This is a genomic window from Paenibacillus sp. J5C2022 (genome assembly GCF_025567625.1).
Taxonomy (GTDB): domain Bacteria; phylum Bacillota; class Bacilli; order Paenibacillales; family Paenibacillaceae; genus Pristimantibacillus.
This window is the reverse complement of record NZ_JAOQJC010000062.1, coordinates 1-22,044: the sequence shown is the minus strand read 5'-3', so window position 1 is coordinate 22,044 and position 22,044 is coordinate 1. Positions and strand designations below refer to the sequence as shown.

The following is a 22,044-nucleotide window of genomic DNA, read 5'->3' as shown; positions in this document are numbered from 1 at the left end:
TGTTGCTTTTTTGTTTTTGTTAACCTTTATCCGCCCCGGACGCAAGTCCGCCAACCAGATACTTTTGAAAGTACATGTACAGCACGGTAATTGGCAGCGCGACGAGAACCGCTCCCGCGGCGAACAAGGTGAAGCTGGAATTGGTTTCGTTGGCGACCATATTATACAGTCCTTGAGCCAGCGTCATTTTGTCGGACGATCTTAATATAATTTGCGGCAGAATAAAATCCATGAACGGTGTAATGAAGCTGTTCAATGCCACAAAGGTTACAGCCGGCAGCGATAACGGCAAGATGATTTTGAAAAAGGTATCTCGGTGAGTCGCTCCGTCCAGGAAGGCCGCTTCCTCCAGACTGCGGGGAATGGTGTCAAAATGTCCTTTCATCACCCATGTCCCCATCGAAACCGAGCCGCCGGCATACACCAATATAATCCCGAGATGCGTGTCGAGCAGCTTGGTCTGCAGCAGCAGCACGAAGATGGCCATAATGGACAAAAAGCCGGGAAACATTTGCAAAATGAGCAGCAGCATTAAGCCCAGCTTCCTGCCTGCAAACCGGAACCGGGAGAAAACATAGGCCGTCAACGCTACCAGCGCAGTAGACATCACAGCGTTGACAACCGCGATCTTGAGCGTATTGCCATACCACAGCCCGAAATCGGTGTTGCGGAACAATTCAGAGTAGTGCCCGAGCGTCGGATCGGAGGGAAACATGCTGCTGACCAGCAGCGCTGTTCCCGGATTTAGCGAAGTGCCGATCACCCACAGCATCGGGTAGAAGATGATGACCAGCAGAATCATAAAGACCGCGTAAATACCGGCAACCGTCAATTTATTTTTTAGCATGGACATCAGACCAAATCCTCTTCTCGTGTGGACTTCATCCGCCTGTAATTCCAGATGGAGAAGGCAGCGATGAACAAAAACATCAGGATGGAAACCGCCGAGGCCATATTGAACTGGCTCTGATTCAACGTCATTTTGAATATCCATGAGATCAAAATATCGGTGCTCCCCGCATAGTAGTAATCGGGATTGTTCGGCTGCCCGTCCGTCAGCAAGTATATCAGGTTGAAATTATTGAAATTAAAAGCGAACTGCATAATCAGAATCGGGGCGGTCGCTGCCAGGACAAGCGGCATCGTAATGCTCCAGAACTTGTGGCGCCCGGAGGCGCCGTCCACCTCTGCCGCTTCATACAAATCGCGGGGAAGCGTCGTCAGCACGCCTGACATGAGAGCCATTAAAAACGGCGTTGAGAACCATAAATTAACGAGTATGATCGTCACCTTGGCCATCGCCGGATCGGACAGCCACTGGACAGGCGCAATGCCGAGCTTGGCCAGCATATCGTTAATGGGGCCGAACGAGCCGTTAAGAAGCACCCGAAAGACAAGAATCGCAATAAATTGCGGCACCGCCCATGGCAATATAAACACGGTTCTCCAAAACCGCTTGAAACGGATTCCGGGATGATTGATCATTAAAGCCAGCAGCAGCCCCCCGAAGAAGGTTGTGCCCGTCGAAGCAACCGCCCATACGATATTCCAGGCGGAAATGCCGAGAAAGGTAGATCGCCATGCCTCCTGAGTGAACAAATCGGCAAATACGCGAAAGCCGATCCAGTCAACCAGTGCACGGTCCGGAATATGTGCCGGAGCCGAATAGTTTGTGAAGGCAATGAGTACATTGAACACTAGCGGAACTACCGTAACAAACAGGGCGAATGCAGCGGCCGGCAGCAGAAGCAAATAAGGCAATTGCCGGAACCTTGCTTTTCGAAATGATTCCACTATCCCCGATATGCGGCCCCCTTCATCCCGCAGCCCTCCATTTTTTCGGGCATCGACAATATTCAAGGTGTAAAATCCCAGAAAAAGCAAGATGATGACCAGTGCGATAAGACCGTTGATGAGCAAAAAGATCGAATGATCTCCCTGGACGATTTTGCCCCCTATAATTCGGGTAGGCGTATCGCCAAGCGTAATCAGGCCCGTAATGGCTTTACTGGCTATCGGATAATAGTTCCAGAATAATAACTGCCCAATCAACATGAATAAGAGGCCCTTGATATACTGTCTGTTGTAGAGTTGCCCCAATCCGATAAGAACCGCTGAGCATATCGCGGCTTTCGTGCGGAATCGCAGCATGCCTTGAGCTGAGTACATAACCAATACCGCCTTACTTTGTTGTCTTTATTGCTGTTTGGATTTGCTCGACCGCGCTGTTCAAGACGACCGCCGGGTCCTGATTGTCATTCCATAAAGCTGCCAGCGCGGTTCCTGCCGGTACCCACACATTGCCCATCTCCGGTATGGACGGCATCGGAGTCGAATGCTTGGCCTGCTCCAGGAATGCGGCAGCGTTGGCATCCTTCTTCATCATGGGATCATCCAGTGAAGCTTTTCCCGGAGGAAGCTGCTTGGTCATCTCGAATCGCTTCATCAGATTGGATTGCTTCGTTGCGAAAGCCGCAAATAATTTTGCCGCCGCCGGATATTTCGTATAGGAATTGACATACAATCCCCGAATGCCCGAGAAGCTGACAGGATGCTCGCCGTTCGGCAGCAGCGGCAGCGGCGCGACGCCATATTCGAAGTCGACTTCGGTCAAGCTGGATTGCAGCCACGGTCCATTAATGACAGCTGCCGCCTTCCCTTCCTGGAAGAAACCGGTGATGATGTTGTCATTCAGATCGTTTGTGTTGACAGGTAGTATCGCCTTGAGCGATTGCAAATATTTGGCGCCTTCAACCGACTGCTCATTGCTCAAGCCGATATCTGCTGCATCGCTGCCATTGCTGCCGAACACATAGCCGCCGTAGCCGGCAAGGAAGGAGTAGGATTGATACAATTGACCCACGTTCCACATGAACGCATATTTCTTGTTCTTCGGATCGTTGAACGATTCCGCGAACTTGACGATGTCTTCATATGTCTTAGGAGCTTCCGGCATAACACTCTTGTTGTAAAATAATGCATACGTGTCAATGGCCGTAGGATAACCGTATAATGTGCCTTGATTGCTCACTCCCTCGATTGCCGATGCCATAAACTCTTCCTTCAGCTTCTCGTTGTATACATCGTTCTGCAGCACCAGTCCGGCCATAACGGCATTGCCCAGCTGATCGTGCGGGGCGGAGAAGACATCGGCGCCCAGTCCGGCCGGACCATCCGTTGTAAGCTTCTTCACGGAATCGATAGCAGGGACCGCTTCTACCTGTACCGGCACTCCGTATTGCTGTTCGAATTGTTCTGCGACCGCTTTCAAATAATCAAGCTCCGGTCCTTTGGATTCCCAGACAAGCAGCTGTGCACCGTCCTCCGGTTTCAGCTCATTCAGGTTGACAGTCCCTTGTTGCTGTTCTCCCTGATTTTGCCCCGCCGGTGGGTTAGTGTTTGTGCCGGCATTCGTGCCGCATGCGCTTAACAGGGATGTCGTGCATAACAAGCATAGAACCATAACAGTGTACCAAGGTTTGGACATGATGAAATCCTCCTTCAGATTGCAACTTAATCGTTTAAGTACTTATACGTTTAAGTTGAAGTTGGAATGATTATAACTTGCTCTTGTTACGGAAGTCAATGGAAAAAAAATGAAGGGCGCGCCTGGTTTAGTATGGCTCGCCCGCAAATAAAATAAACGCTATTTGCTCTGAATCCGAGACATGCGAAAATCCTGGGGTGTCATCTCGTTCTGCTTCTTGAAGAAGCGAATGAAGGCCAATGCGGAGTTGTAGCCCAATGCAGCCGCGATCTCATTCACCTTCATGGAGGAGTTAAGCAGCATATCCTTGGCCGTCAAATTTTTGTAGTCGTTCACGTACTTCGACAGCCCGATGCCGGTTATCTGCTTATACAGTCGGGACAGGTAAGATGGGTTCAAGCCGACGTAGTCCGCCAATGCTGTTAAGGAAATGTCCACCGCAATGTTCTCCTCGATATAGCGATGCACCTTGCTCACGACTTCCGTCGGCATCTGCATGCCATACAAGCTGTTCCATTCGAAGAAGCAATCGGCCAATCCCTTGAAGTACTCCGCCATATCCGGCCAGGAACAGGCTTCATCCAGTCGGAATAAGGGGTCCAGCTCCATGTGCGAGTGGACATAATCCCTTATTTCACGGTTTTTGCACACATAATGGAGGAACACCGAAGACAAGGAATGATACAGCTCCATCTTCCGCTCGTTGGATGCGTCCCCATCGCTCCATATCGCTGTGAGCTGGCCGAGCTGCTGATAGAACGGCTCCCGGTGATGGTTCTCTAGCAGGTTCACCAGCAATTGAATGCGCGCATAGTAGAAGCTGTCGGCTTGGCTGCGCCCCTTCTCTCCCGCTCCGCTGCTGTTCTCTTCCTCCCTGAGGCCATCCCGGTCGGTCATAATGATCTCGTGCATGAACCCGTGCCCTTGCGCCAGACCGTACTTCATCGCGTGGAAGCGGTCGAACAGCCCCTCCCAGGCGACGGCCTCGCTGCCCAGCAGGAAGGAGACGGACAACCCCAGCAGCTTTTTGCAGGTAGCCTGCACCGTCTCCAGAATGCCGCTGGCGTAGCGATGCGTCTTCACCCAATCCGGGTTCCGGGCGTCATACGCCGACTGCTCGCGGGCTTTCGGCTGAATGAGCCATACAATCTTCGACATCTCGAATACAACGGAATAACATCCGGCTCCAGCGCTCAACAGCTCGTCGCCGATATTCTGGAACGCATAGGCAAGCAACCCTTTATCCGGAGCATTGAACGCCTCTCTCCAGGCATCCACTCGTCCGATCAATACATATACCGGCAAGCTCGCGCAGAGCGGCATGTCCATCTCCTTGAACATCGGCCCCAACTGCTCCTCGATGACAGGCTTGCCTTGCAGAATTCCCCATACGTAATCCTTCTGAAGAGAAGGCAGCGCCAATCTCATCTTGGACTCCACGCGGGCAAGCAGCTGTTCATGATCCTGCTCCTCCTCAATCTTGCCGATCGCCCGCTGCACCGACGCCAATATTTTCTCATCGCTTTCCACCTTGAGAATGTAGTCGAATCCGCCATAAGTGATGGCGCTCTTCGCATACTGAAAGTCATTGTATCCCGTCAGGAATATCACCTTGCAGGCAGGCCACTGCGACTTGATCTCCTGCAGCAGCTGGATGCCCTCGATGCCGGGCATCTTAATATCCGACACGACGATATCAATCCGGTGCTGCGCCAGTATCTCCAGCGCTTCTTCGCCCGAATAGGCTCTCATCACTTCCAGAGGCAGATGTCCGGCCTGCTCGAACAGCTCCAGCAGACCATCCACAATAATGGGCAAATCGTCAACGACCAGCAATCTGTACATCCGCTCTCTCCTCCTCGTTCAAGCTAAGCTTCAATCTCACCTGCAAGCCTCCCAGCTGGGACCGGGCCAGCTCAATGCCATACTGTTCGCCGCAGCGCAGCTGAATTCTGCGATGCACATTAAGCAGCCCCGTCGTCTCCTCCAGCCGGTTCGCAGCATGCTGCAGCTTCTTCCGCAGCCGCTCCAGCCCCGCATCCGACAGGCCGTCTCCGTTATCCTCCACGATCAGGGACACTTCTCCGCTCCCTGTCTCGCAATGGACCCACAGCTCTCCAAGACCCGTCGTATTGCCGAGCGCATGCTTGTAGGCATTCTCGATAATCGGCTGCAGGATGAGCCGGGGGACGCGCATGTCCGGGAATCCCCCCTCGAACCACACCTCTATCCGTTCCCCGTAGCAGATCGTCTGCATCTCTACATAGGTGCGGGAATGCTCCACCTCCAGCGTCAGAGCAATATCGTCCTCATCGTTGCGCGTAATGAACTGGAAGTATTGTCCGATATACAGGCAGAATTGATACGCCTTCTCCTTCTGACTGTCGGACTTGATCAGCCGGCACAGCACGAAGAAGCAATTGTATAGAAAATGCGGATTGATCTGCGACTGCAGCCGCTTCAGCTCGGACCGCTGATTGCGAATTTGCTGCTCGTAGTTTTCTTCAATCAAGGTCTTCAGAGAAGTGATCGTATCGTTGAACGCCTGATACAAATAGCCGAATTCGTCCGCGCCGCGATCGGTCACGATAGGGTCCAGCCTGTTCTGCTGTACGCGGCGGAAGGAATGCACCAGCTTCATAAGCGGCCGATAGATGAGCCGGAACAGGAAATACGTGAAGAAGAGCACGATTCCCAGCGCAAGCGCGCATGCCCACCAGAACAAGGTGCGGTACATCTGGAGCGAGCCCAGCACCGTCTCTTCGGGAATGCACGTCACCGAATAGGAATTCCAGAAGTTCGAATATTGGTATACCGTTAGAAACCGCTTACCATTGTGGACGACCGTCTCATATCCTTCTACCGCTCCCGCTTCCTTCTTCTTCATTGCGAAAGCTCTCATCTGCTCCAGCAACGTTCCGTTGTTCCCGCTGGCCACCTCCCAGCCGCGATCCAGGTTGACAAGCATGCTCTGTCCGCCACGCTCTCCTCCGATCTGGCTCAGCGTCTCCCTGATGCTGGCGCCTGACAGTTCGATGCCTACAATATACAACGGATTGCGAATCGTATTGATGGGATACTGCATCGTCATGAACAAGCGTCCGTTCCAATAGATGAACGGCTCCTCATACGACTTGGCATGATGCTGCATCGCTTCGTACTCCGTCCGGTCCAGGTCCGTTTCATATTGGATGCTGAGAATGGTGCGCTCGATAAGCGGGATATACGCCTTCGCTTCCTGAATGAACGGGCTGGAATTTTTCATCAGGTCCAGCCTCCGCTGAATGCCCAGTATTTTGCTGGAACGGTCGTAAGAGCTCATCTCGCTGCCGGTCGCCGCAATCTCCATCAAGTCATGATCCATCACATAATTGGGCAGGTAGCGATTGATCCGATCAGCTTCCTTATCCAGGGAGTCCATATAGAAGCGCGTCTTGCTCAGCATGGATTCCGATATTTCCGTTCGTATATTGTTCGAGCCCTGCTCGTTGATCATCCATGTAATCGCCATTAACGGCAATAAGGCCGCCAGGAAGGCAGCCATAATTTTCTTGAATATGGAAGAATCGCGAAGAAGCCGTATCATTTTCATCCTTTATTCACCCTGATCCTATTCTTTTACACTCCCCATGACGATCCCTTTAATGAAAAATCGCTGCAGGAACGGATAGACGATCAGAATGGGGAACGCAGCCACGAATATTTGCGCTGCTCTGCTTGTGCGGTCCGACAGTTCCAGCATCAGCTCCACATTCTCCGCTTTAATAAACCGGAAATCCATATTAATGATAACCGTCTGCAGGAACGTCTGCAGAGGGTAATTCTCAGTATGATTCATATACAGCATTCCGTCAAACCAGCTGTTCCAATGCCCGACGATGGTGAACAGCCCCGTCGTCGCGAGCGCCGGCAACGATAGCGGCACGTAAATTTTCCACAAGGTAATGAAATGTCCCGCGCCGTCCATACGAGAGGATTCCTCCAGCTCCTTGGGCAGACTGCGGTAGAAGTTAAGCAGCAGAATGACATTGAACACCGGAATGGCAGTCGGCAGTACCAATGCCCCCAATGTGTCGATCAGACCAAGCGACTTGATGGTCAGATAAGTCGGAATGAGTCCGCCGCTGAACAGAATCGTGAACACGAACAGCCATGCATACACGGTTCTGAAGCGGAATTGGTGAACCTCCTTCGACAGCGGATAAGCCGTCAGGATCATTAGCACCATGCTGATCGATGTGCCTACGACGACACGCTTGATCGACACCCAGAATGCACGCAGATATTCCGGCTTGCCGAATACGTTGTCGTAAGCGGCCGTAGTGAAATCTACCGGCCACAGCCCCACCTGTCCGGCTGCCGCAGCGTTGCCGGAGCTGAACGAGAGGGCGAGTATATGAACAATAGGCATTAAGCAGAGCAACGATACGATGAGCAGAAACAGCAGGTTGAATACGCCGAACACTTTTCTGCCCCATGTTAAGCTTGTTGTTGACACGTTATGTCTCCCTTCTCCAGCGCGTCCCGCATCAGAATATGCGGTAATTCGCCAGCCGGTAGGCTAGAATGTACGACAGCGAAATGAACAGGAACGATACGACCGATTTCAGCAGCCCTACGGCAGTGGCGAAGCCGAACTGTGCCTGCTGCACGCCCATCCGGTACACGAACGTATCGATAATATCCGCGCTCTCATACACAGGAGGACTGTACAGGTTGAAGATTTGCTCGAAGCCGGCATTCAGCACATTGCCGATATTCAGCGTCAGCATAAGCACGATGATCGGCATCATGCCGGGCAGCGTCACATGGAAGGTCTGCTTGATTCGTCCCGCACCGTCGATCTCCGCCGCTTCGTACAGGGACGGATTGATGGACGTAAGCGCCGCCAGATAGACGATGGTGCCGAAGCCGAATTCCTTCCACACATCGGAGACGACCATCACATAAGGGAACCAGTCGTTGCTGCCCAGGAAGAAGACCGGCTCGAAGCCCAGCAGTCCCAGCAGTTGATTAACTACCCCGGAGGAAGGCGACAGTACGTCCACGATAATGCCGGAGAGCAGCACCCACGACAGAAAGTGCGGCAAGTAGACCAGCGTCTGGAACGTCCGTTTCATCCATTCCCTTCTCAGTTCGTTGAGCAGTATCGCAATCGTAATCGGCACCAGAAGCCCCGTGACAATTTTCATCGTTGCAATATATACCGTGTTGAAGAAAATCCGGCCGATATCGGGGTAGTCCAGCAGCAGCTGGAAATTGCGCCATCCGATCATCGGGGAACCGAATAATCCTTTGTTGGGAACGTACTTCTGGAACGCCATAATGATGCCGGCCATCGGGATATAGCTGAAGATGACGATCAGCACAAGGCCCGGCACTAGCATGAGATGAAGAGGCCATTCCCTCTTCCAAAGCCTTGATAATACTTGCATGTCTTACACCTCGCTGTCTGGCAGTTGAATGAACGATTGATAAAGAGGGGATTGCGTATTGCCAATCCCCCGTACACTTCTGTTATTTATGAGTAGCGTACCACTCGTTTACTTCCTTCGTAATTTGGTCGCCGCCAAGCTTCTTCCATTCCTCTACGAATTTATCGAATTCGTCGATGGATACCTGGTTCATTATAATTTTGAAGAATACTTCGTCACGCTTCTTCAGCAATATTTCCTGTCTCTCTACCATGGTCGGAGTCGGAGCGCCGTAGAATTTATTCTGCAGGTTTTGCCCGTTCTTCTGAATGTCAGGCACTAGCGAGTATGCGCCGCCAGGTCCGGAGATCAGATATTCCCACCACATGCTGGTATCGCCATTCACATATTCCATCGCGCGAGCGTATCTTGTCCGGTGATCCTTCGTCTCCAGAATGCTCTCGTCTTTATTGGCAATCGCCTTCGGCAGAACCTCGCCGTTATTGTCCTTCTGCTTGCCTACGCGCAGCGGATTGAGCAGCCAGTAGTTGCTTCCCTTCTCCACCATGTCATTGCCGAATTCGTACACCTTCTGCTCATCGGTCGGATGATTGTCGACGACGATCCAATGATTGAGCAGCTTGATGACGCCTTCAGGGTGCTTCGCTTTTTTGGAGATGACATAATACTCGTCAACGCCAAGGCCGATCTGGTTCAGAGTCGGCTTATCGTCTGCCGTAGGAATCGGGAATACGCCCCACTCCTGCACGACTTCTCCGTCCTTCACCGCGCCCTTCACCAGCTGCGCAGGCGTCCAGGAGGCGCCGAATACCATGCCAATGCTGTTGTTGTAGATCAATTCCGCCGCTTTCTCCACGTCTTTCACGGCAAATTCAGGATCGATAAGTCCTTTCTTGAACATCTCTTGCAGCGCGGCCAGCGCCGTCTTCACCTCTGGCTGAATATCGCTGTTCATCAACCCGCCGTTGCCGTCCTCCATCCAGATGTTCTCGTAGGCATGATAGCCGTTCAGGTAAGCGCGAAGTCCCGTAACGCCCGTCGCCTGATTGAACGGATCTTTGCTGATCGCCAGACCGTATGACGTGCCCGTGCCGCCCGGATCCTTCTCCTTGAACGCTTCCGCGATCGTCATCATATCCGCCATCGTCTTCGGCTCCGGCAGATTCAGCTCCTTCAGCCAGTCGGTGCGCACATACAGGGATTGATATTGATAAGGATTATAAGAGCTTGGAATGCCCATCAGCTTGCCGTCGAACGTCGCCGTCTTCATCTGCATGCCGCCGTCCATCGTCAGGAATTTCTTCGTTTCTTCCGTCGCATGTTCGTCATACACTTCCGTCAGATCCATAATCATATCTGCTTCCGTCAGCTCTTTCAGCTGCGTGGCGTTTACGAGCAGGAAGTCGGGCAGATCGTCGGAGGCGATCGTAATTTTCACCTTTTCCTTGAACTGGCTGCTGTCCGCAATCCACTTGTTCGTAATTTTCACGCCGATGTCTCTCTCGTAAGCGTCATAGACCGCATTTTTCTCGAAGCTCTCGCCTTCGTCGAATTTCAAGTATTGATCGCTTGGCGAGACGGTAGACACCTCGATGACCTCGTTCTCCTCTTTGCCCTCTTCCTTGCCTTGCTCCGTCTGGGAAGTCGATTCAGGCTTCTGCTCCTTCTCCGGCGTCTCCGCATTTTTGCCGCAGGCCGTGACGATCAGACAGAAAATCATGACAAGCGTTAACAATACGTGCTGTCTCTTCTTCATGCTACCCCTCCATCATTGTCTTGTTCGCAGTTTGCGCTGCTGCATGCAAGCAGCTGTCTTTCTTAGTTCTAGTATAGAAAGAGGAGCTTGACGCATCCATATACTTGTCTTTACTTTCATATACACCTGTTGACCATTCCCGGCTGAAGCAATGGAATCGCACTTCGAGCACCAAGGCGAACCGGCTGTCGCCGTCCATTGGCGGCATTGTGCATTTCGTTCAACAAGAAATGACCTCAACTTCCACTTCAATGCGGAGGTTGAGGTCATTTTTCTCAAATCGTTGAAAACCTTCTGATTGAGGGCTTATCTTGTATGATCTTTCTACATTACCTGCCTGCTACAATTTCATTGTAAAACGCGTCCAGCTCAATGGGCTGACCTTGCTTCAAACGCGACTTTTCGGCGGCAAATGCCATCAGGTGACTGCGTACGGAAGCCGCCGCAGAGGAAAGGCCTTCCTGGCCATTGTAGTTTCGCACTTCCTGCAAGAAGCTGCGGACGATCTCTTGATCTCCTCCTCCATGCCCTTCAGCCGGAGCGTTCACACGGATAACCATTTCTTCTTTGGTTACAAAATCGTATATCGAAAATTCATTGTTTGCCATATTGCCGCGAATTTCGCCTTTGGTGCCCATAATTTGCATGATCCGCGTATTGTCTCGCGTAAAGCCGCACATGCTGAACATCGCCGTCGCTCCGCTTTCAAACTCCATATTGACGACCTGATGGTCCACAACATTGTTATCGCTGCGATATACGCATCGACCGTAGTCATTCGAGCGCAGCGCCTCAATAATGCCTTCACGACTGTTATCGAGCGTAAACTTGCGCGCCCAGCCGCGACCCTCGCCAAGGTAATAACGAGGCGCATAGTACTGGCATGAAGCTTCCGCAGGACAGCCGTCGAGGCAGCGCAAAGGCGCTCCTTCCGGTGCATTCTGCTCATTGAAGTGCATCAGTGAACCAAATGAGCTAATCCGCTTGCAAGGCTCGTCCATCAAATAAGCCAGAACGTCCATGTCATGACACGACTTGGCGAGAATCATCGGGCTGGACTCATCCGAATTGTTCCAGTTGCCGCGCACAAAGCTATGCGACATATGCATATTGCCCACATTTTCATTCAGTTGGATCGATACCGTCCTACCAATGCGTCCTTCCTGGATAACCCGCTTCACAGCCGCCCAGAACGCCGTATACCGAAGAACGTGGCATATCGCCAGCATCCGGTTATGCTTTTTGGCCGCTAGCTCCATCTCGACGCATTCCTTCGGATCCGGCGACATCGGCTTCTCCAGCAGCACATGATAACCAAGCTCAAGCGCCTTCAGCGTAGGCTCGTAGTGCATCCGGTCTTGCGTACAGATAATGGCGATATCCGCAAGCTTCGATTGGGAAAGCACTTCCTCCCAATCGGCATAAGCCTTGTCGGGGCTTATGCCATGCGCCTCAACAAACGCCTCGCGGCGCTCCTCATCCGGCTCCGCCAGAGCAACAATTTCGAGCTCATGCGGGTAATTGATCGCATACGGAGCATAAGCGCGAGCTCCGCGGTCTCCGGCACCCAACAAAATAGCAGTCAGTTTTTTCATGTTTTCTCTCTCTCCCGTTGTCTAATGAGTTATTTCGAACCTGTCAATGCAATCCCTTCAATAAAGGATTTTTGGAAAATAAGGAATATGACGATCATGGGCCATATCGCCAGCAGCGAGCCCGCCATCAAAATCGTGTAGTTTGTGCCATGTTCGCCTTGCAGCGAGGCAAGCCCCGCGGACAGCACCATCTTGTCAGGCGATGTATTGACAATGAGCGGCCACATCAAATCATTCCACGACCAGAGGATTGTGAAGATCGCAAGGGCGATCAGTCCCGGTTTCGCCAGAGGCAGCATAATTTGCCAGTAAATACGGAAAGTGCTGCAGCCGTCCAGCTTGGCCGATTCCTCCAGTTCCTTCGGCAGCGTCATAAAAAACTGGCGAAGCAGGAAAGTTCCGAATGCGCTGAACAATCCCGGAACGATGAGCGCTTGCAGCGAATTGAGCCAGCCCAGATTTTTCATAATCATATATTGCGGAATAAGAAACACCTGACCCGGCACCATCAGCACCGACAAGGCCAACATGAAAAACAGATTCCTTCCTGGAAATTGAATACGTGCAAAGGCGTAAGCCGCAAGGGAACAAATAACCAATTGGCCAATCGTTTTGAAAATTGTTGTAATAATCGTGTTCCAATAAAACGTATAGAATGGAAGGTTGACAAAAACTTTGGCGTAATTGGACCATTGGAACGTTTCTGGAATAATAACCGGAGGAATCGCGGTTGACTCTCCCAATGTTTTTACCGAAGTCAGGAACATCCATATAAACGGCACAACCATAAGAACTGCGCCGATAATCAACACAATATAAATGACAGCCGCTTTCCCCGGAGTATTTTTATGCACATTCGCGCTCATTAGGCTTCCCCCTATTCATAGTGAACCCATCTTTTCTGAAGCTTCATTTGCACAAAGGTGACCGCCAAAATGATAAAGAACAATACAACGATGACCGCCGAGGCGTAACCCTTCATATTTTGCATAAAAGCATACTTATAAAACAGATAGACGACGGATTGCGTCGAATCGATTACAATATTGCCGACCATCATAAAGATCAAATCGAACACCTGGAACGCGCCGATGAGCGAGATAACCGATACAAAAAATATGGTTGGCGTCAGCAAAGGCAATGTAATTCGAAAAAATTTGTAAAACGCTCCCGCTCCGTCAATGGAAGCCGCTTCATAATAAGAGGAAGAAATGCCTTGCAAACCAGACAGCAATATGATCATGTTGTGTCCAATCGAGCTCCAAATGGCGACGACAATAATGGAATACAAGGCAAGCTTGGGATCGGTCAGCCATTGAGGCCCGTCGATGCCAATTTTGGATAAAGCGTAGTTCAACAATCCGTAATCGGCGTTATACAGCCATTTCCATACCATCGCTACTGCTACCGGCATCGTGACCACAGGCAAAAAGTACAGGGTGCGAAACACGGATAACCCGCGTATGCGCTGATTCAGAAGCACGGCGATAAGGATGGATATAAATATGCCTACCGGAACGGTAAAGACAATATAAATCAGCGTATTGCGAAATGCCTTAAGCAGGTTCGTATCTGTCAGCAGCTTTTCATAGTTGGCCGTACCCGACCACTTATAATTGCCAAACGCGCCCCAATCGGTAAACGAATAAAAAAAGGTTTGAAACACGGGCCACACATAAAAAATAATAAGGCCCAGCATCAGAGGCGCAATCATCAAATAGCCCCACATCATATCCAAACGCCGTGTCCTGCTGCTCTTCGTTCTTCTGCCCGCTGCTGTGCTCACCTTTATTCACCCTCTCGCATAATTCTTACAATGTGGTAAAAGAGGCGGCCCTGCTCGACTGGAGAGGGCCGTATCTCATAATGATGTTACTGCTCGGCAGCTAGTGCCTCATTCATTTTGCGCCCCAGCTCTTTCATGAGGTCTTCAACTGAACCTTCGCCAATCCAGGCTTTGGTCAGTTGTTCTTCTTCATAGGTCGTCCATACGGATGTATCCTTGGATACAGGGTAAGGAGATGCATACGCCAGCTGGTCGATAAAGATTTGAACATTCATGTTAGGGTATGCCGACAGCCAGTTTGTTTCTCCGCCTTTAAATGCGGGAATCGCTCCGCCTGCTTTGCCCGCAATTTCAGCCGCTTCCTTGGAGCCAAGGAATTTGATGAACTCCCAGGCTTCTTTAGGATGCTTCGATTTTGCGGACATCACATGGCCTAAGCCGTGAAGCACAACCCCTTGTTCTTTGCCCTTTGGAAGTACCGCTACATCAACACTGTCCTTGATCGCGTCAACCTGAACCATATCTACAGCAGCCCAAGAACCGTCATAGTACATAGCAAGTTTGCCCGATTTGAACAAATCCGCCGCACTTGTTTCTGTAAGCTGAGCAAGAGTTGGCGATACTTTGTGAACATGAATCATGTCTGTCAAAAACTTAACGCCTTCGATCGCTTCAGGCTTATCGTATCCGGAGGTCTTTTTATCTTCGGAAATAACAAATCCGCCCGCCTGCAAAATCGTATTATAATAATATTCTTGGCCATACTGCATTGCCGCAAAGCCGTAAACGCCATTGGACGAGTCTGTCAGCTTTTTCGCCGCTTCAACAAGCGTGCTCCAATCCCATGAATCGTCCGGATAGCTTACACCCTTTTCATCGAACAATTTTTTATTGAAGTATAAGCCGATGGTGTCATAGTCTTTTGGAATGCCATAGTTTTTGCCATCGTAGCTGTATAGATCAACGAGTGCTTTTGGATAGTTGTCCAGATCGAGGTTGTCGGCTTTTATATTTTCACCCAAATCCGCCAACATACCGTTTGCCGCATATTTAACGATATGAGGTCCGTTCATCCAGAAAACGTCCGGCAAGGTGTCGCCGGTAGCAGCCGTTTCCAGCTTGGTCCAGTATTGCTTGTATGGTGTGTTCTCCAGTTTTACTTCAATATTCGGATGGGAGTCATTAAAAGCTTTGACAACCGGCTCCATCGTATTAAGGCCCCAACCTCCGTAGGTGATGGTTACTTTTTTAGCTGTTCCGCCATCTGTTTTGCCATCTCCGTTGCCAGCCTTATTCTCTGTAGCGCCTCCGCAAGCCGAAACAACGATCATCAATGCAAGCATTACAATCATCATACTTACTTTTTTCATATCCATTTCCCCCAGAGCATATTATTCATTCCACTACAGTAGCCATTCCTAAATCATTGCATTATTATTCGAAAAATACGTTGACAAGGCTTTCCTGCAGGCTCAACCACCTCCTTTCGCAGTGATGACAACTTGAGTTGAATTTATATTTGGCGCCAATTCCGGAAAACGTTATCCAGAAAGTTAAAAAAAAATGATGACAGCTTAGGTTGGCAGCGCCAACCCTAAGTTCTCCTATATGTTGATGACTGCCTGATCATTAACTCATACGGCAACAACACTTTTGGCGTTAGCGGATAGTTGCCTTGAAGCTGATCGAACATGGTTTTGGCAGCAACGGCGCCGATTTCCTGCTTCGGCACATGAACCGAAGACAAGGGCGGCGTTGTATATTGGGCCAGCTCGATATTGTCCATCGCGATGAAGGCGATGTCCTCGGGAATTCGCTTCCCTTGTTCGATAGCGGCGCGCATGGCCGGTATAGCAAGCAGGTCACTCGCCGAAAATATGGCGGTTGGCATTTCCTCGGTATGATCTTGTTGCAGCATAGCCTTCATTTGCTCATAACTTTGATCGACGATCCAGCGTGTATCTATAATCCATTGTTTGTTCAAAGAAATACCCGCTTCATACAGAGCAAATTTGTAGCCCTGATAACGTTCCTCGCTATCCAGCTTGCCATTATGACCAAAACCCCCGATAAAGCCGATTTGCCGGTGCCCTTGCTCCAGCAAATGCTCCACTGCGGATTTGGCCGCAGATATTCGGTCATAGTCGATAACAGCGATGCCGTCTCCGGTTGTGCTGATGCCGACAACGGCAATTTGGAGCGTCTTGAGGTAGTCGATAATCGTTTGCTGGATCCAGCCAATAATCATAACTCCGTCTACCCGCGCGTCTTGTGCGATTCGGTGAAGCGCCGCTTCGTCGGCCAATTCGTCAGCTGTGTGAATAAAAGCGATGGAATAACCCGCTTCGATCATTTTTTTGTTGAAGCCGTTAAGGATTGGCGAGAAATAAGGATGCTCCTGCCGCAAATGCTCCGCTGCCACTACGCAGCCAATTTGTTTCGTTGCTTTTCGGCCTTGTTCCTTCTCGTTGCGAACTAACCGGCGGGCGGATTCGTTTGGCGTATAGCCTAGCTCGCGAACAGCTTGCCATACTTTCGACTTTGTTTCCGCGTTAATCTGTCTGCTCGTATCATTGTTTACGACCCGGGATACGGTTGAAACGGATACACCGACATGCTGTGCGACATCCTTTAAAGTTGGCAATTCTGAAACCCCTCTTAATCTCAAATGTTAGTTTCGCGCATCATTCATGAACGCTATCTCATTATCCAACTTTTCACATCTTAGCAACTCATTGACTTGTCCAAAAAAAAAGATCCAAACGTTATCCTGAAGCTATCTTATTACGTCGAGAACAAAATGTCAACGCTTTCATTTGTGTAAAAATCTCCATCGAGGCCTTTCGAAGATGAGCGACCACGTTCATAAGAAAAATGCTGACAGCGTCCTACTTCTCTTGCTGCACACGCCCTATTTCAACGCTATATCATCGAGAAAGAGCCAAGTATCGGACAAAAAAGTCCGTTGCCTGGCTCACTCAATGAAATGAATCTTTCTTCCAATTGATTATATCTTACTGCATTTCAGCTATTGAAAGCATCGTTATAGCAGCGCCTGCACACCGGCTTGTAATCCTCGTTGCCGCCGATCTGAATCTGGTCGCCGGTATTGACCGGCACTCCGTTGCGATAGCGAAGCACCATCGTCGCTTTGCGATCGCAATACCAGCAGATTGTTTTGATTTCTTCTATTTTGTCGGCTTGCGCGAGCAAGTAGTAACTGCCCTCGAACAAGCGGTTCTGAAAGTCGTTCTTCAAGCCGAATGCCATGACAGGTATGTTAAGCTCGTCCACTACGTGCGTCAGTTGAAGCACTTGCTGCTTGCTCAGAAATTGCGCTTCATCGATCAGCACGCAGTAGATGCTCTTCCCTCCCGTTTCAGCGTTCTCGGAACGGTGAATGACGCTCTCTCCGGCTTCGGCGATATGGGAGCGGTGGATGCTGCTTTCGACGGCTACGGCGATATGGGCGTTGACGCTGCGGAACAGATCCGTCTCTTCATAGACGGGAATGGCCTTCCTCTGGAAGCCTGCCCGGGACCCGATTCGTTTCGTGCTCTCCCTCGCACTTATTGCCGGAGAATAGATAAGTACCGGCTTGCCTTGCTCCTCGTAATTGTGAGCAACCTTGATAATCTCGAACGACTTGCCGCTATTCATCGTACCGTATTTGTAATAAAGCTGCGCCACCTTCATCTCTCCTCATTACATAGGTGTGGCACTATTATACTCCTTCGTTGCTTCCTTGTCCTTATCGCTGGAGAAAATCCATCCGCATGCTGCAATAACGACAAGCACGGCATAGAAGCTGATTTTCCAAGCTGTCGATTCTGCAAAATCGTGCGGGATGACATGCAAGGACGGATGCGCCAGCGTGTGAACAGCCAACTTCACGCCGACCCAGCCGACGATGAAGAATGCTGCTATCTCCAGTCCGGGCTTGCGTTCCAGCAGCTTCACAAATACAGTGGCCGCGAAGCGCATAATGAGCAATCCGATAAAACCGCCCAGGAAGATCACGATGAAGTGACCGCCGTCCATGCCGCCGATTGTCGGCAGGTTCGTCGTCGGCAACGCTACGGCAAGCGCCACAGCTGCTAGAATGGAGTCTACAGCGAACGCGATATCCGCGACTTCAACCTTGAATACCGTCATCCAGAAGCTGCTTCCCCTCTTGGCCTCGTCCTTTTTCATCCCGGCATCCTCTTCGCCCTTCTTGACGATAAGCTTGCGGAAGATATGATTCGCCGCAATGAACAGCAGATAGATGGCGCCGATTGCTTGCACTTGCCATATATCGACCAGGAACGAGATCGCGAATAGAGAAGCGAAGCGGAAGACGAATGCCCCCGCGAGACCGTAGAACAATGCCTTTTTCCTCTGATCCTCGGGCAGATGCTTGACCATGATCGCCAGCACGAGCGCGTTATCCGCCGCCAGAAGCCCTTCCAGCGCAATTAATACGATCAATACCCAACCGTATTCCAATAATAATCCGAAATCCATCAACATGACCTCCGTTTCTATACAACGATGCCCTTTTCGCCCTCTCAACGCAAAAAGACCTTTGCCAAAAATGACTGGCAAAGGTCTTGCTAACAACGTCACTTCGACGTTGCCAATAAAGCCGGGGAAATATCAATTTCCCGAATTGACGACTTTATTGTGACAGCTACTCCCCTTTGGAGTTTTATCACGTATATGAGGTTGATGGTTCACGTTGCTTAACCGTTACTTACGGCACAGTTGCAAAGGCGTTTCATTTTTTTCAGAATTTTTTTCCGCTTCCATTGCCACCGTACACCGCCGCCTCGCTCTTGTGCTCCCGGGAGTAACTTGGGGGCCCATCTTTGTACGATTTTTCGTACAAACCCGCCTCTTCTGCTACTCACTGGCCCTTCTTTGTACGATTTTTCGTACAAACCCGCCTCTTCTGCTACTCACTGAACCTTTTTTGTACGATTTTTCGTACAAACCCGCCATTTCAGCTACTCAGTGGCCTTACTTTGTACGATTTTTCGTACAAACCCGCCTCTTCTGCTACTCACTGAACCTTTTTTGTACGATTTTTCGTACAAACCCGCCTCTTCTGCTACTTACTGGACCATCTTTGTACGATTTTTCGTACAAACCCGCCTCTTCTGCTACTCACTGGCCTTACTTTGTACGATTTTTCGTACAAACCCGCCTCTTCTGCTACTCACTGGCCTTACTTTGTACGATTTTTCGTACAACTGTGGCGTGACGGCGGCAGTTTTGCGATACTTTGTACGATTTTTCGTACAACCCCGTCACTCCAACTTCCCCCTTCCTTTCTCTCCCCATCTTCGTCATTCCCTTCCCCCGCTACTGTCCCTGGTTAGTCTTCGGATTACTTCAATCTGCACACGAATTGACGGGATTATGTTATGATAATGATCAACTGATCAACTGATCAACTGATCAACTGATCAACTGCTGTAATCGAAACCGATGTAATCGAAAGCGTTCATTCGGCGAGAAAGGAATCGAAGTCATGTCATTACAAGAAATTAACGAGGCAAAGTGTGAACAACTTAGTCAAGTGGATATCGGCAAAGCGGCCATCTTATTCTCAACGCCCCTGTGCGGCACCTGTAAAGTGGCGGAACGAATGCTGGAAGTTGTCCAGGCGACCAGTGTGTCTTACCCCATCTATAAAATCAATATCAACTTCGCCCCTCGCTTCCGCGAGCAATGGCAAATTTCCAGCATTCCATGCCTTGTTGTGCTGCACAACAGGAAGGTCGAATCCCAGACTTATGCGATGCAATCCGTTGACCACATCTACAAGCTGCTGCGTTAACACCTGCGATATCCACCCCGTCCTCCCCCCTTGACACCTTCCTTCCGCAACAAAAAAAACCGCGCCTCGATTGCACGCGGTCAGTGGTGAAATATCTACCTACTTATTCGAATTCACAGCAGAAACATGCTCACTCCTGTGTATTCTCTCATCTAACTTATTGCTGTACTACCTCGTACCCCTGCTCCTCCAACATCGTCACAATCCCATGCTCTCCAAGCATGTGCAGTGCACCCGCGATAACGAAGTAATCCTGCTCTTCCTCATCGTTCAGATAGGAGATGACCTTGTCCGTCATTACTTCATTGCGGTCAACAAGCATTGCCTCATAATACTCATCGATCAGCTTCATCTCGTTCTCCAACTTCAGCAGTGTATCGCTGTCTCCATTCTTCCACATATCTAGCAGAACGCCGGCGCTGGCACCTTCGTCAAAAAAGTGATTGATGGATTGCAATAGCATGGATTCTGTCAGTTCCTCAGAAAATCCACTCAGCATTTTCAATTGATCCTCAATTGTCTCAAGCTCTTGGATCGGCATTTCCTGCGCTACGGCCTTTCCCGTGAAATATTGATCAATGCCATACGCAGGATTGAATCCTTCCATTTGCGCTTTAATACTCTCAAGGCCGGTCTGAATCGCCCATGGCTTGAACGGATCGAACGTTGTAACCGGAATTTCGAGCTGTTCCAGCAGTTCTTGCAGCTTGGCATACGTATCCTCGGATATATGATCAGACAAAATGGTGCCGTCGCTGTATTCGCTAAGTTCTGCGTTCAATGCGGCAACCTCTTCCATATTGATCTTCGTCATATCGATCTCCGTCACCAGAATATCGGAATTGGCGAATGCCTCCTCGATCTCGGGACGCAGTGGGTACAAGTCCTCGTCTCCCAGGTGGATGGAGCCAAGCAGGTATACCTCTGCTTCTCCCTTCTGCACCTTCCACATAAAGCCTTCGCTAGACGTCTTGACGACAAAATAAAGAGCTCCTTCTTCCGCCTTCAGCTCCAGCTTATGTCCGGTTACCAGTGCCATGAATTCGGCAGGTGCATAAGCCGTACCGGATTGGATGAACAATGCGGTGCCAAGCTCCACCTCTTGTCCATTGACAACGACTTGTGCGGTATCAACAGGGAAAGCAATGGATACTTCATCCATCATAGCGGTTGCCGTTCTAGTCTCGCCATCCCATTCAATTGCAAACCCCAGTTCTTCCAAATATAACCTGATCGGAACGTAAGCCATTTCTTCTCTGACTAGCGCCGAGCCGTCGCCTTCTTGAAGTTCCTCTCCGTTGAGCCATACTTTCAGCTTCCCTTCCGTCTGCTGCGCTTGCGCGCCGGTAGCAAACGTCAATACCATTACAATTGTCAACAATAATGCCGAAATCTTTCTCTTCATCCTTCTCCGCTCTCCTTCGTCATAGATCCATACAAGGATCTTATCGTATAGATATGGTACGCCATGTATGTGTGTATACTGTTTATATCTATATACACAGTTTACAAAGGAATATCTTTCCTGTCAAATGGTAGATGCGAAACTGCTAGAAATCGACAAATAAACAGCCAAAATCCTTACCACCATCCTTTAATGATGAACCGTGAAGTAATTATCTTCTATAATGCAAACATTATCGCGAATTAGGAGAAGGTTTTTTCGACCACAACGGCACATTCATTGGAGACTATGAAATAAAAAAAGAAATAAGAGTTACAACCAATTCTGATGGTACTGGTGGAAATGTCTCTACTGATGAACGAGAATCCTCAATTATAGAACCTTGGTTCCAGGGTGAATAAATTGGCGATTTTGATCACTTACATTGCTATTTTCATAATCAACTTTGTGGCTGCTTATTTGATTTATGATGATTCCAGTCTTATCAAACCTCTGATTCAATCTGTGTTAATACTAATCTTATTCATTGTCATAGACTTAATAAAATATTCAATAAAGAAAAGACACAAACAATTGATCAAGTAGAGATATATAAAATACTCTGTTTCTTTACAATCACTCTATTAACTAACAGTCTCGTGAACCTCCCCCACCTGCAGAGGTAGGGGCTTCTGAATAGTGTCAAGACGGCTGCCGCCTTCGATGTCGGTTAGCGACACCTCATTCTGGAATGCGGCGTACAGCGATTGGCGTTCT

The 22,044-nt window shown here is 49.8% G+C and carries 17 protein-coding genes; 1 reads left to right on the top strand and 16 read right to left on the bottom strand.

Annotated features, from left to right (window positions below):
* Nucleotides 1-19: 19 nt before the first annotated feature.
* From M6D81_RS29560 to M6D81_RS29490, 15 genes are all read right to left on the bottom strand, one after another.
* Nucleotides 20-853, bottom strand: a complete 834-nt coding sequence (locus tag M6D81_RS29560; protein ID WP_262681041.1) for a sugar ABC transporter permease — start codon at nucleotides 851-853, stop codon at nucleotides 20-22.
* Complete coding sequence (locus M6D81_RS29555) at nucleotides 853-2,169, bottom strand: sugar ABC transporter permease (protein WP_262681039.1); 1,317 nt, start codon at nucleotides 2,167-2,169, stop codon at nucleotides 853-855. Before M6D81_RS29555 ends, M6D81_RS29560 begins: the two co-directional genes overlap by 1 nt.
* 13 nt (nucleotides 2,170-2,182) lie before the next feature.
* The gene (locus M6D81_RS29550; protein WP_262681037.1) at nucleotides 2,183-3,487 is read right to left on the bottom strand and encodes a sugar ABC transporter substrate-binding protein; all 1,305 of its coding nucleotides are present in this window, start codon (nucleotides 3,485-3,487) and stop codon (nucleotides 2,183-2,185) included.
* 159 nt (nucleotides 3,488-3,646) lie between these two features.
* Nucleotides 3,647-5,332: a response regulator gene (locus M6D81_RS29545; protein WP_262681035.1), complete on the bottom strand. Its 1,686-nt coding sequence runs from the start codon at nucleotides 5,330-5,332 to the stop codon at nucleotides 3,647-3,649.
* Nucleotides 5,310-7,079, bottom strand: coding sequence for a sensor histidine kinase (locus M6D81_RS29540; RefSeq protein ID WP_262681034.1), 1,770 nt, complete (start codon nucleotides 7,077-7,079; stop codon nucleotides 5,310-5,312). Before M6D81_RS29540 ends, M6D81_RS29545 begins: the two co-directional genes overlap by 23 nt.
* Nucleotides 7,080-7,097: 18 nt before the next feature.
* On the bottom strand, nucleotides 7,098-7,985 hold the full coding sequence (locus tag M6D81_RS29535; protein ID WP_262681033.1) for a carbohydrate ABC transporter permease: 888 nt from the start codon (nucleotides 7,983-7,985) through the stop codon (nucleotides 7,098-7,100).
* A 31-nt stretch (nucleotides 7,986-8,016) separates the two neighbouring features.
* Nucleotides 8,017-8,922: an ABC transporter permease gene (locus M6D81_RS29530; RefSeq protein WP_262681032.1), complete on the bottom strand. Its 906-nt coding sequence runs from the start codon at nucleotides 8,920-8,922 to the stop codon at nucleotides 8,017-8,019.
* Between the two features lie 82 nt (nucleotides 8,923-9,004).
* Entirely contained in the window at nucleotides 9,005-10,678 is a 1,674-nt protein-coding gene (locus M6D81_RS29525; RefSeq protein ID WP_262681030.1) for an extracellular solute-binding protein, read from the bottom strand.
* A 329-nt stretch (nucleotides 10,679-11,007) separates the two neighbouring features.
* Nucleotides 11,008-12,273: a Gfo/Idh/MocA family protein gene (locus tag M6D81_RS29520; RefSeq protein ID WP_262681028.1), complete on the bottom strand. Its 1,266-nt coding sequence runs from the start codon at nucleotides 12,271-12,273 to the stop codon at nucleotides 11,008-11,010.
* 29 nt (nucleotides 12,274-12,302) lie between these two features.
* On the bottom strand, nucleotides 12,303-13,139 hold the full coding sequence (locus M6D81_RS29515; RefSeq protein ID WP_262681027.1) for a carbohydrate ABC transporter permease: 837 nt from the start codon (nucleotides 13,137-13,139) through the stop codon (nucleotides 12,303-12,305).
* Between the two features lie 11 nt (nucleotides 13,140-13,150).
* Nucleotides 13,151-14,005, bottom strand: a complete 855-nt coding sequence (locus tag M6D81_RS29510) for a carbohydrate ABC transporter permease (RefSeq protein WP_262681052.1) — start codon at nucleotides 14,003-14,005, stop codon at nucleotides 13,151-13,153.
* 140 nt (nucleotides 14,006-14,145) lie between these two features.
* On the bottom strand, nucleotides 14,146-15,429 hold the full coding sequence (locus tag M6D81_RS29505) for an ABC transporter substrate-binding protein (protein WP_262681025.1): 1,284 nt from the start codon (nucleotides 15,427-15,429) through the stop codon (nucleotides 14,146-14,148).
* Nucleotides 15,430-15,653: 224 nt separating this feature from the next.
* Nucleotides 15,654-16,703, bottom strand: coding sequence for a LacI family DNA-binding transcriptional regulator (locus M6D81_RS29500; protein ID WP_262681023.1), 1,050 nt, complete (start codon nucleotides 16,701-16,703; stop codon nucleotides 15,654-15,656).
* A 380-nt stretch (nucleotides 16,704-17,083) separates the two neighbouring features.
* Nucleotides 17,084-17,749, bottom strand: a complete 666-nt coding sequence (locus M6D81_RS29495; RefSeq protein ID WP_262681021.1) for a thymidine kinase — start codon at nucleotides 17,747-17,749, stop codon at nucleotides 17,084-17,086.
* A gap of 15 nt (nucleotides 17,750-17,764) precedes the next feature.
* Nucleotides 17,765-18,565 (bottom strand): TerC family protein, encoded by an 801-nt coding sequence (locus tag M6D81_RS29490; RefSeq protein WP_262681020.1) that lies wholly within the window; start codon nucleotides 18,563-18,565, stop codon nucleotides 17,765-17,767.
* Between the two features lie 1,009 nt (nucleotides 18,566-19,574).
* On the opposite strand from M6D81_RS29490, the gene M6D81_RS29485 reads away from it, so the two are divergent.
* Nucleotides 19,575-19,883, top strand: coding sequence for a thioredoxin family protein (locus M6D81_RS29485; RefSeq protein ID WP_262681018.1), 309 nt, complete (start codon nucleotides 19,575-19,577; stop codon nucleotides 19,881-19,883).
* 157 nt (nucleotides 19,884-20,040) lie between these two features.
* On the opposite strand, the gene M6D81_RS29480 is transcribed toward M6D81_RS29485, so the two are convergent.
* Nucleotides 20,041-21,288: a TraB/GumN family protein gene (locus M6D81_RS29480; protein WP_262681017.1), complete on the bottom strand. Its 1,248-nt coding sequence runs from the start codon at nucleotides 21,286-21,288 to the stop codon at nucleotides 20,041-20,043.
* Nucleotides 21,289-22,044 lie beyond the last annotated feature (756 nt).

Excerpts from the sequence above, each read along its gene's own strand:
- M6D81_RS29560 (WP_262681041.1), bottom strand. The coding sequence starts at position 853 with ATGTCCATGCTAAAAAATAAATTGACGGTTGCCGGTATTTACGCGGTC.
- M6D81_RS29555 (WP_262681039.1), bottom strand. The coding sequence starts at position 2,169 with ATGTACTCAGCTCAAGGCATGCTGCGATTCCGCACGAAAGCCGCGATA.
- M6D81_RS29550 (WP_262681037.1), bottom strand. The coding sequence starts at position 3,487 with ATGTCCAAACCTTGGTACACTGTTATGGTTCTATGCTTGTTATGCACG.
- M6D81_RS29545 (WP_262681035.1), bottom strand. The coding sequence starts at position 5,332 with ATGTACAGATTGCTGGTCGTTGACGATTTGCCCATTATTGTGGATGGT.
- M6D81_RS29540 (WP_262681034.1), bottom strand. The coding sequence starts at position 7,079 with ATGAAAATGATACGGCTTCTTCGCGATTCTTCCATATTCAAGAAAATT.
- M6D81_RS29530 (WP_262681032.1), bottom strand. The coding sequence starts at position 8,922 with ATGCAAGTATTATCAAGGCTTTGGAAGAGGGAATGGCCTCTTCATCTC.
- M6D81_RS29525 (WP_262681030.1), bottom strand. The coding sequence starts at position 10,678 with ATGAAGAAGAGACAGCACGTATTGTTAACGCTTGTCATGATTTTCTGT.
- M6D81_RS29520 (WP_262681028.1), bottom strand. The coding sequence starts at position 12,273 with ATGAAAAAACTGACTGCTATTTTGTTGGGTGCCGGAGACCGCGGAGCT.
- M6D81_RS29515 (WP_262681027.1), bottom strand. The coding sequence starts at position 13,139 with ATGAGCGCGAATGTGCATAAAAATACTCCGGGGAAAGCGGCTGTCATT.
- M6D81_RS29510 (WP_262681052.1), bottom strand. The coding sequence starts at position 14,005 with ATGATGTGGGGCTATTTGATGATTGCGCCTCTGATGCTGGGCCTTATT.
- M6D81_RS29505 (WP_262681025.1), bottom strand. The coding sequence starts at position 15,429 with ATGAAAAAAGTAAGTATGATGATTGTAATGCTTGCATTGATGATCGTT.
- M6D81_RS29490 (WP_262681020.1), bottom strand. The coding sequence starts at position 18,565 with ATGGATTTCGGATTATTATTGGAATACGGTTGGGTATTGATCGTATTA.
- M6D81_RS29485 (WP_262681018.1), top strand. The coding sequence starts at position 19,575 with ATGTCATTACAAGAAATTAACGAGGCAAAGTGTGAACAACTTAGTCAA.
- M6D81_RS29480 (WP_262681017.1), bottom strand. The coding sequence starts at position 21,288 with ATGAAGAGAAAGATTTCGGCATTATTGTTGACAATTGTAATGGTATTG.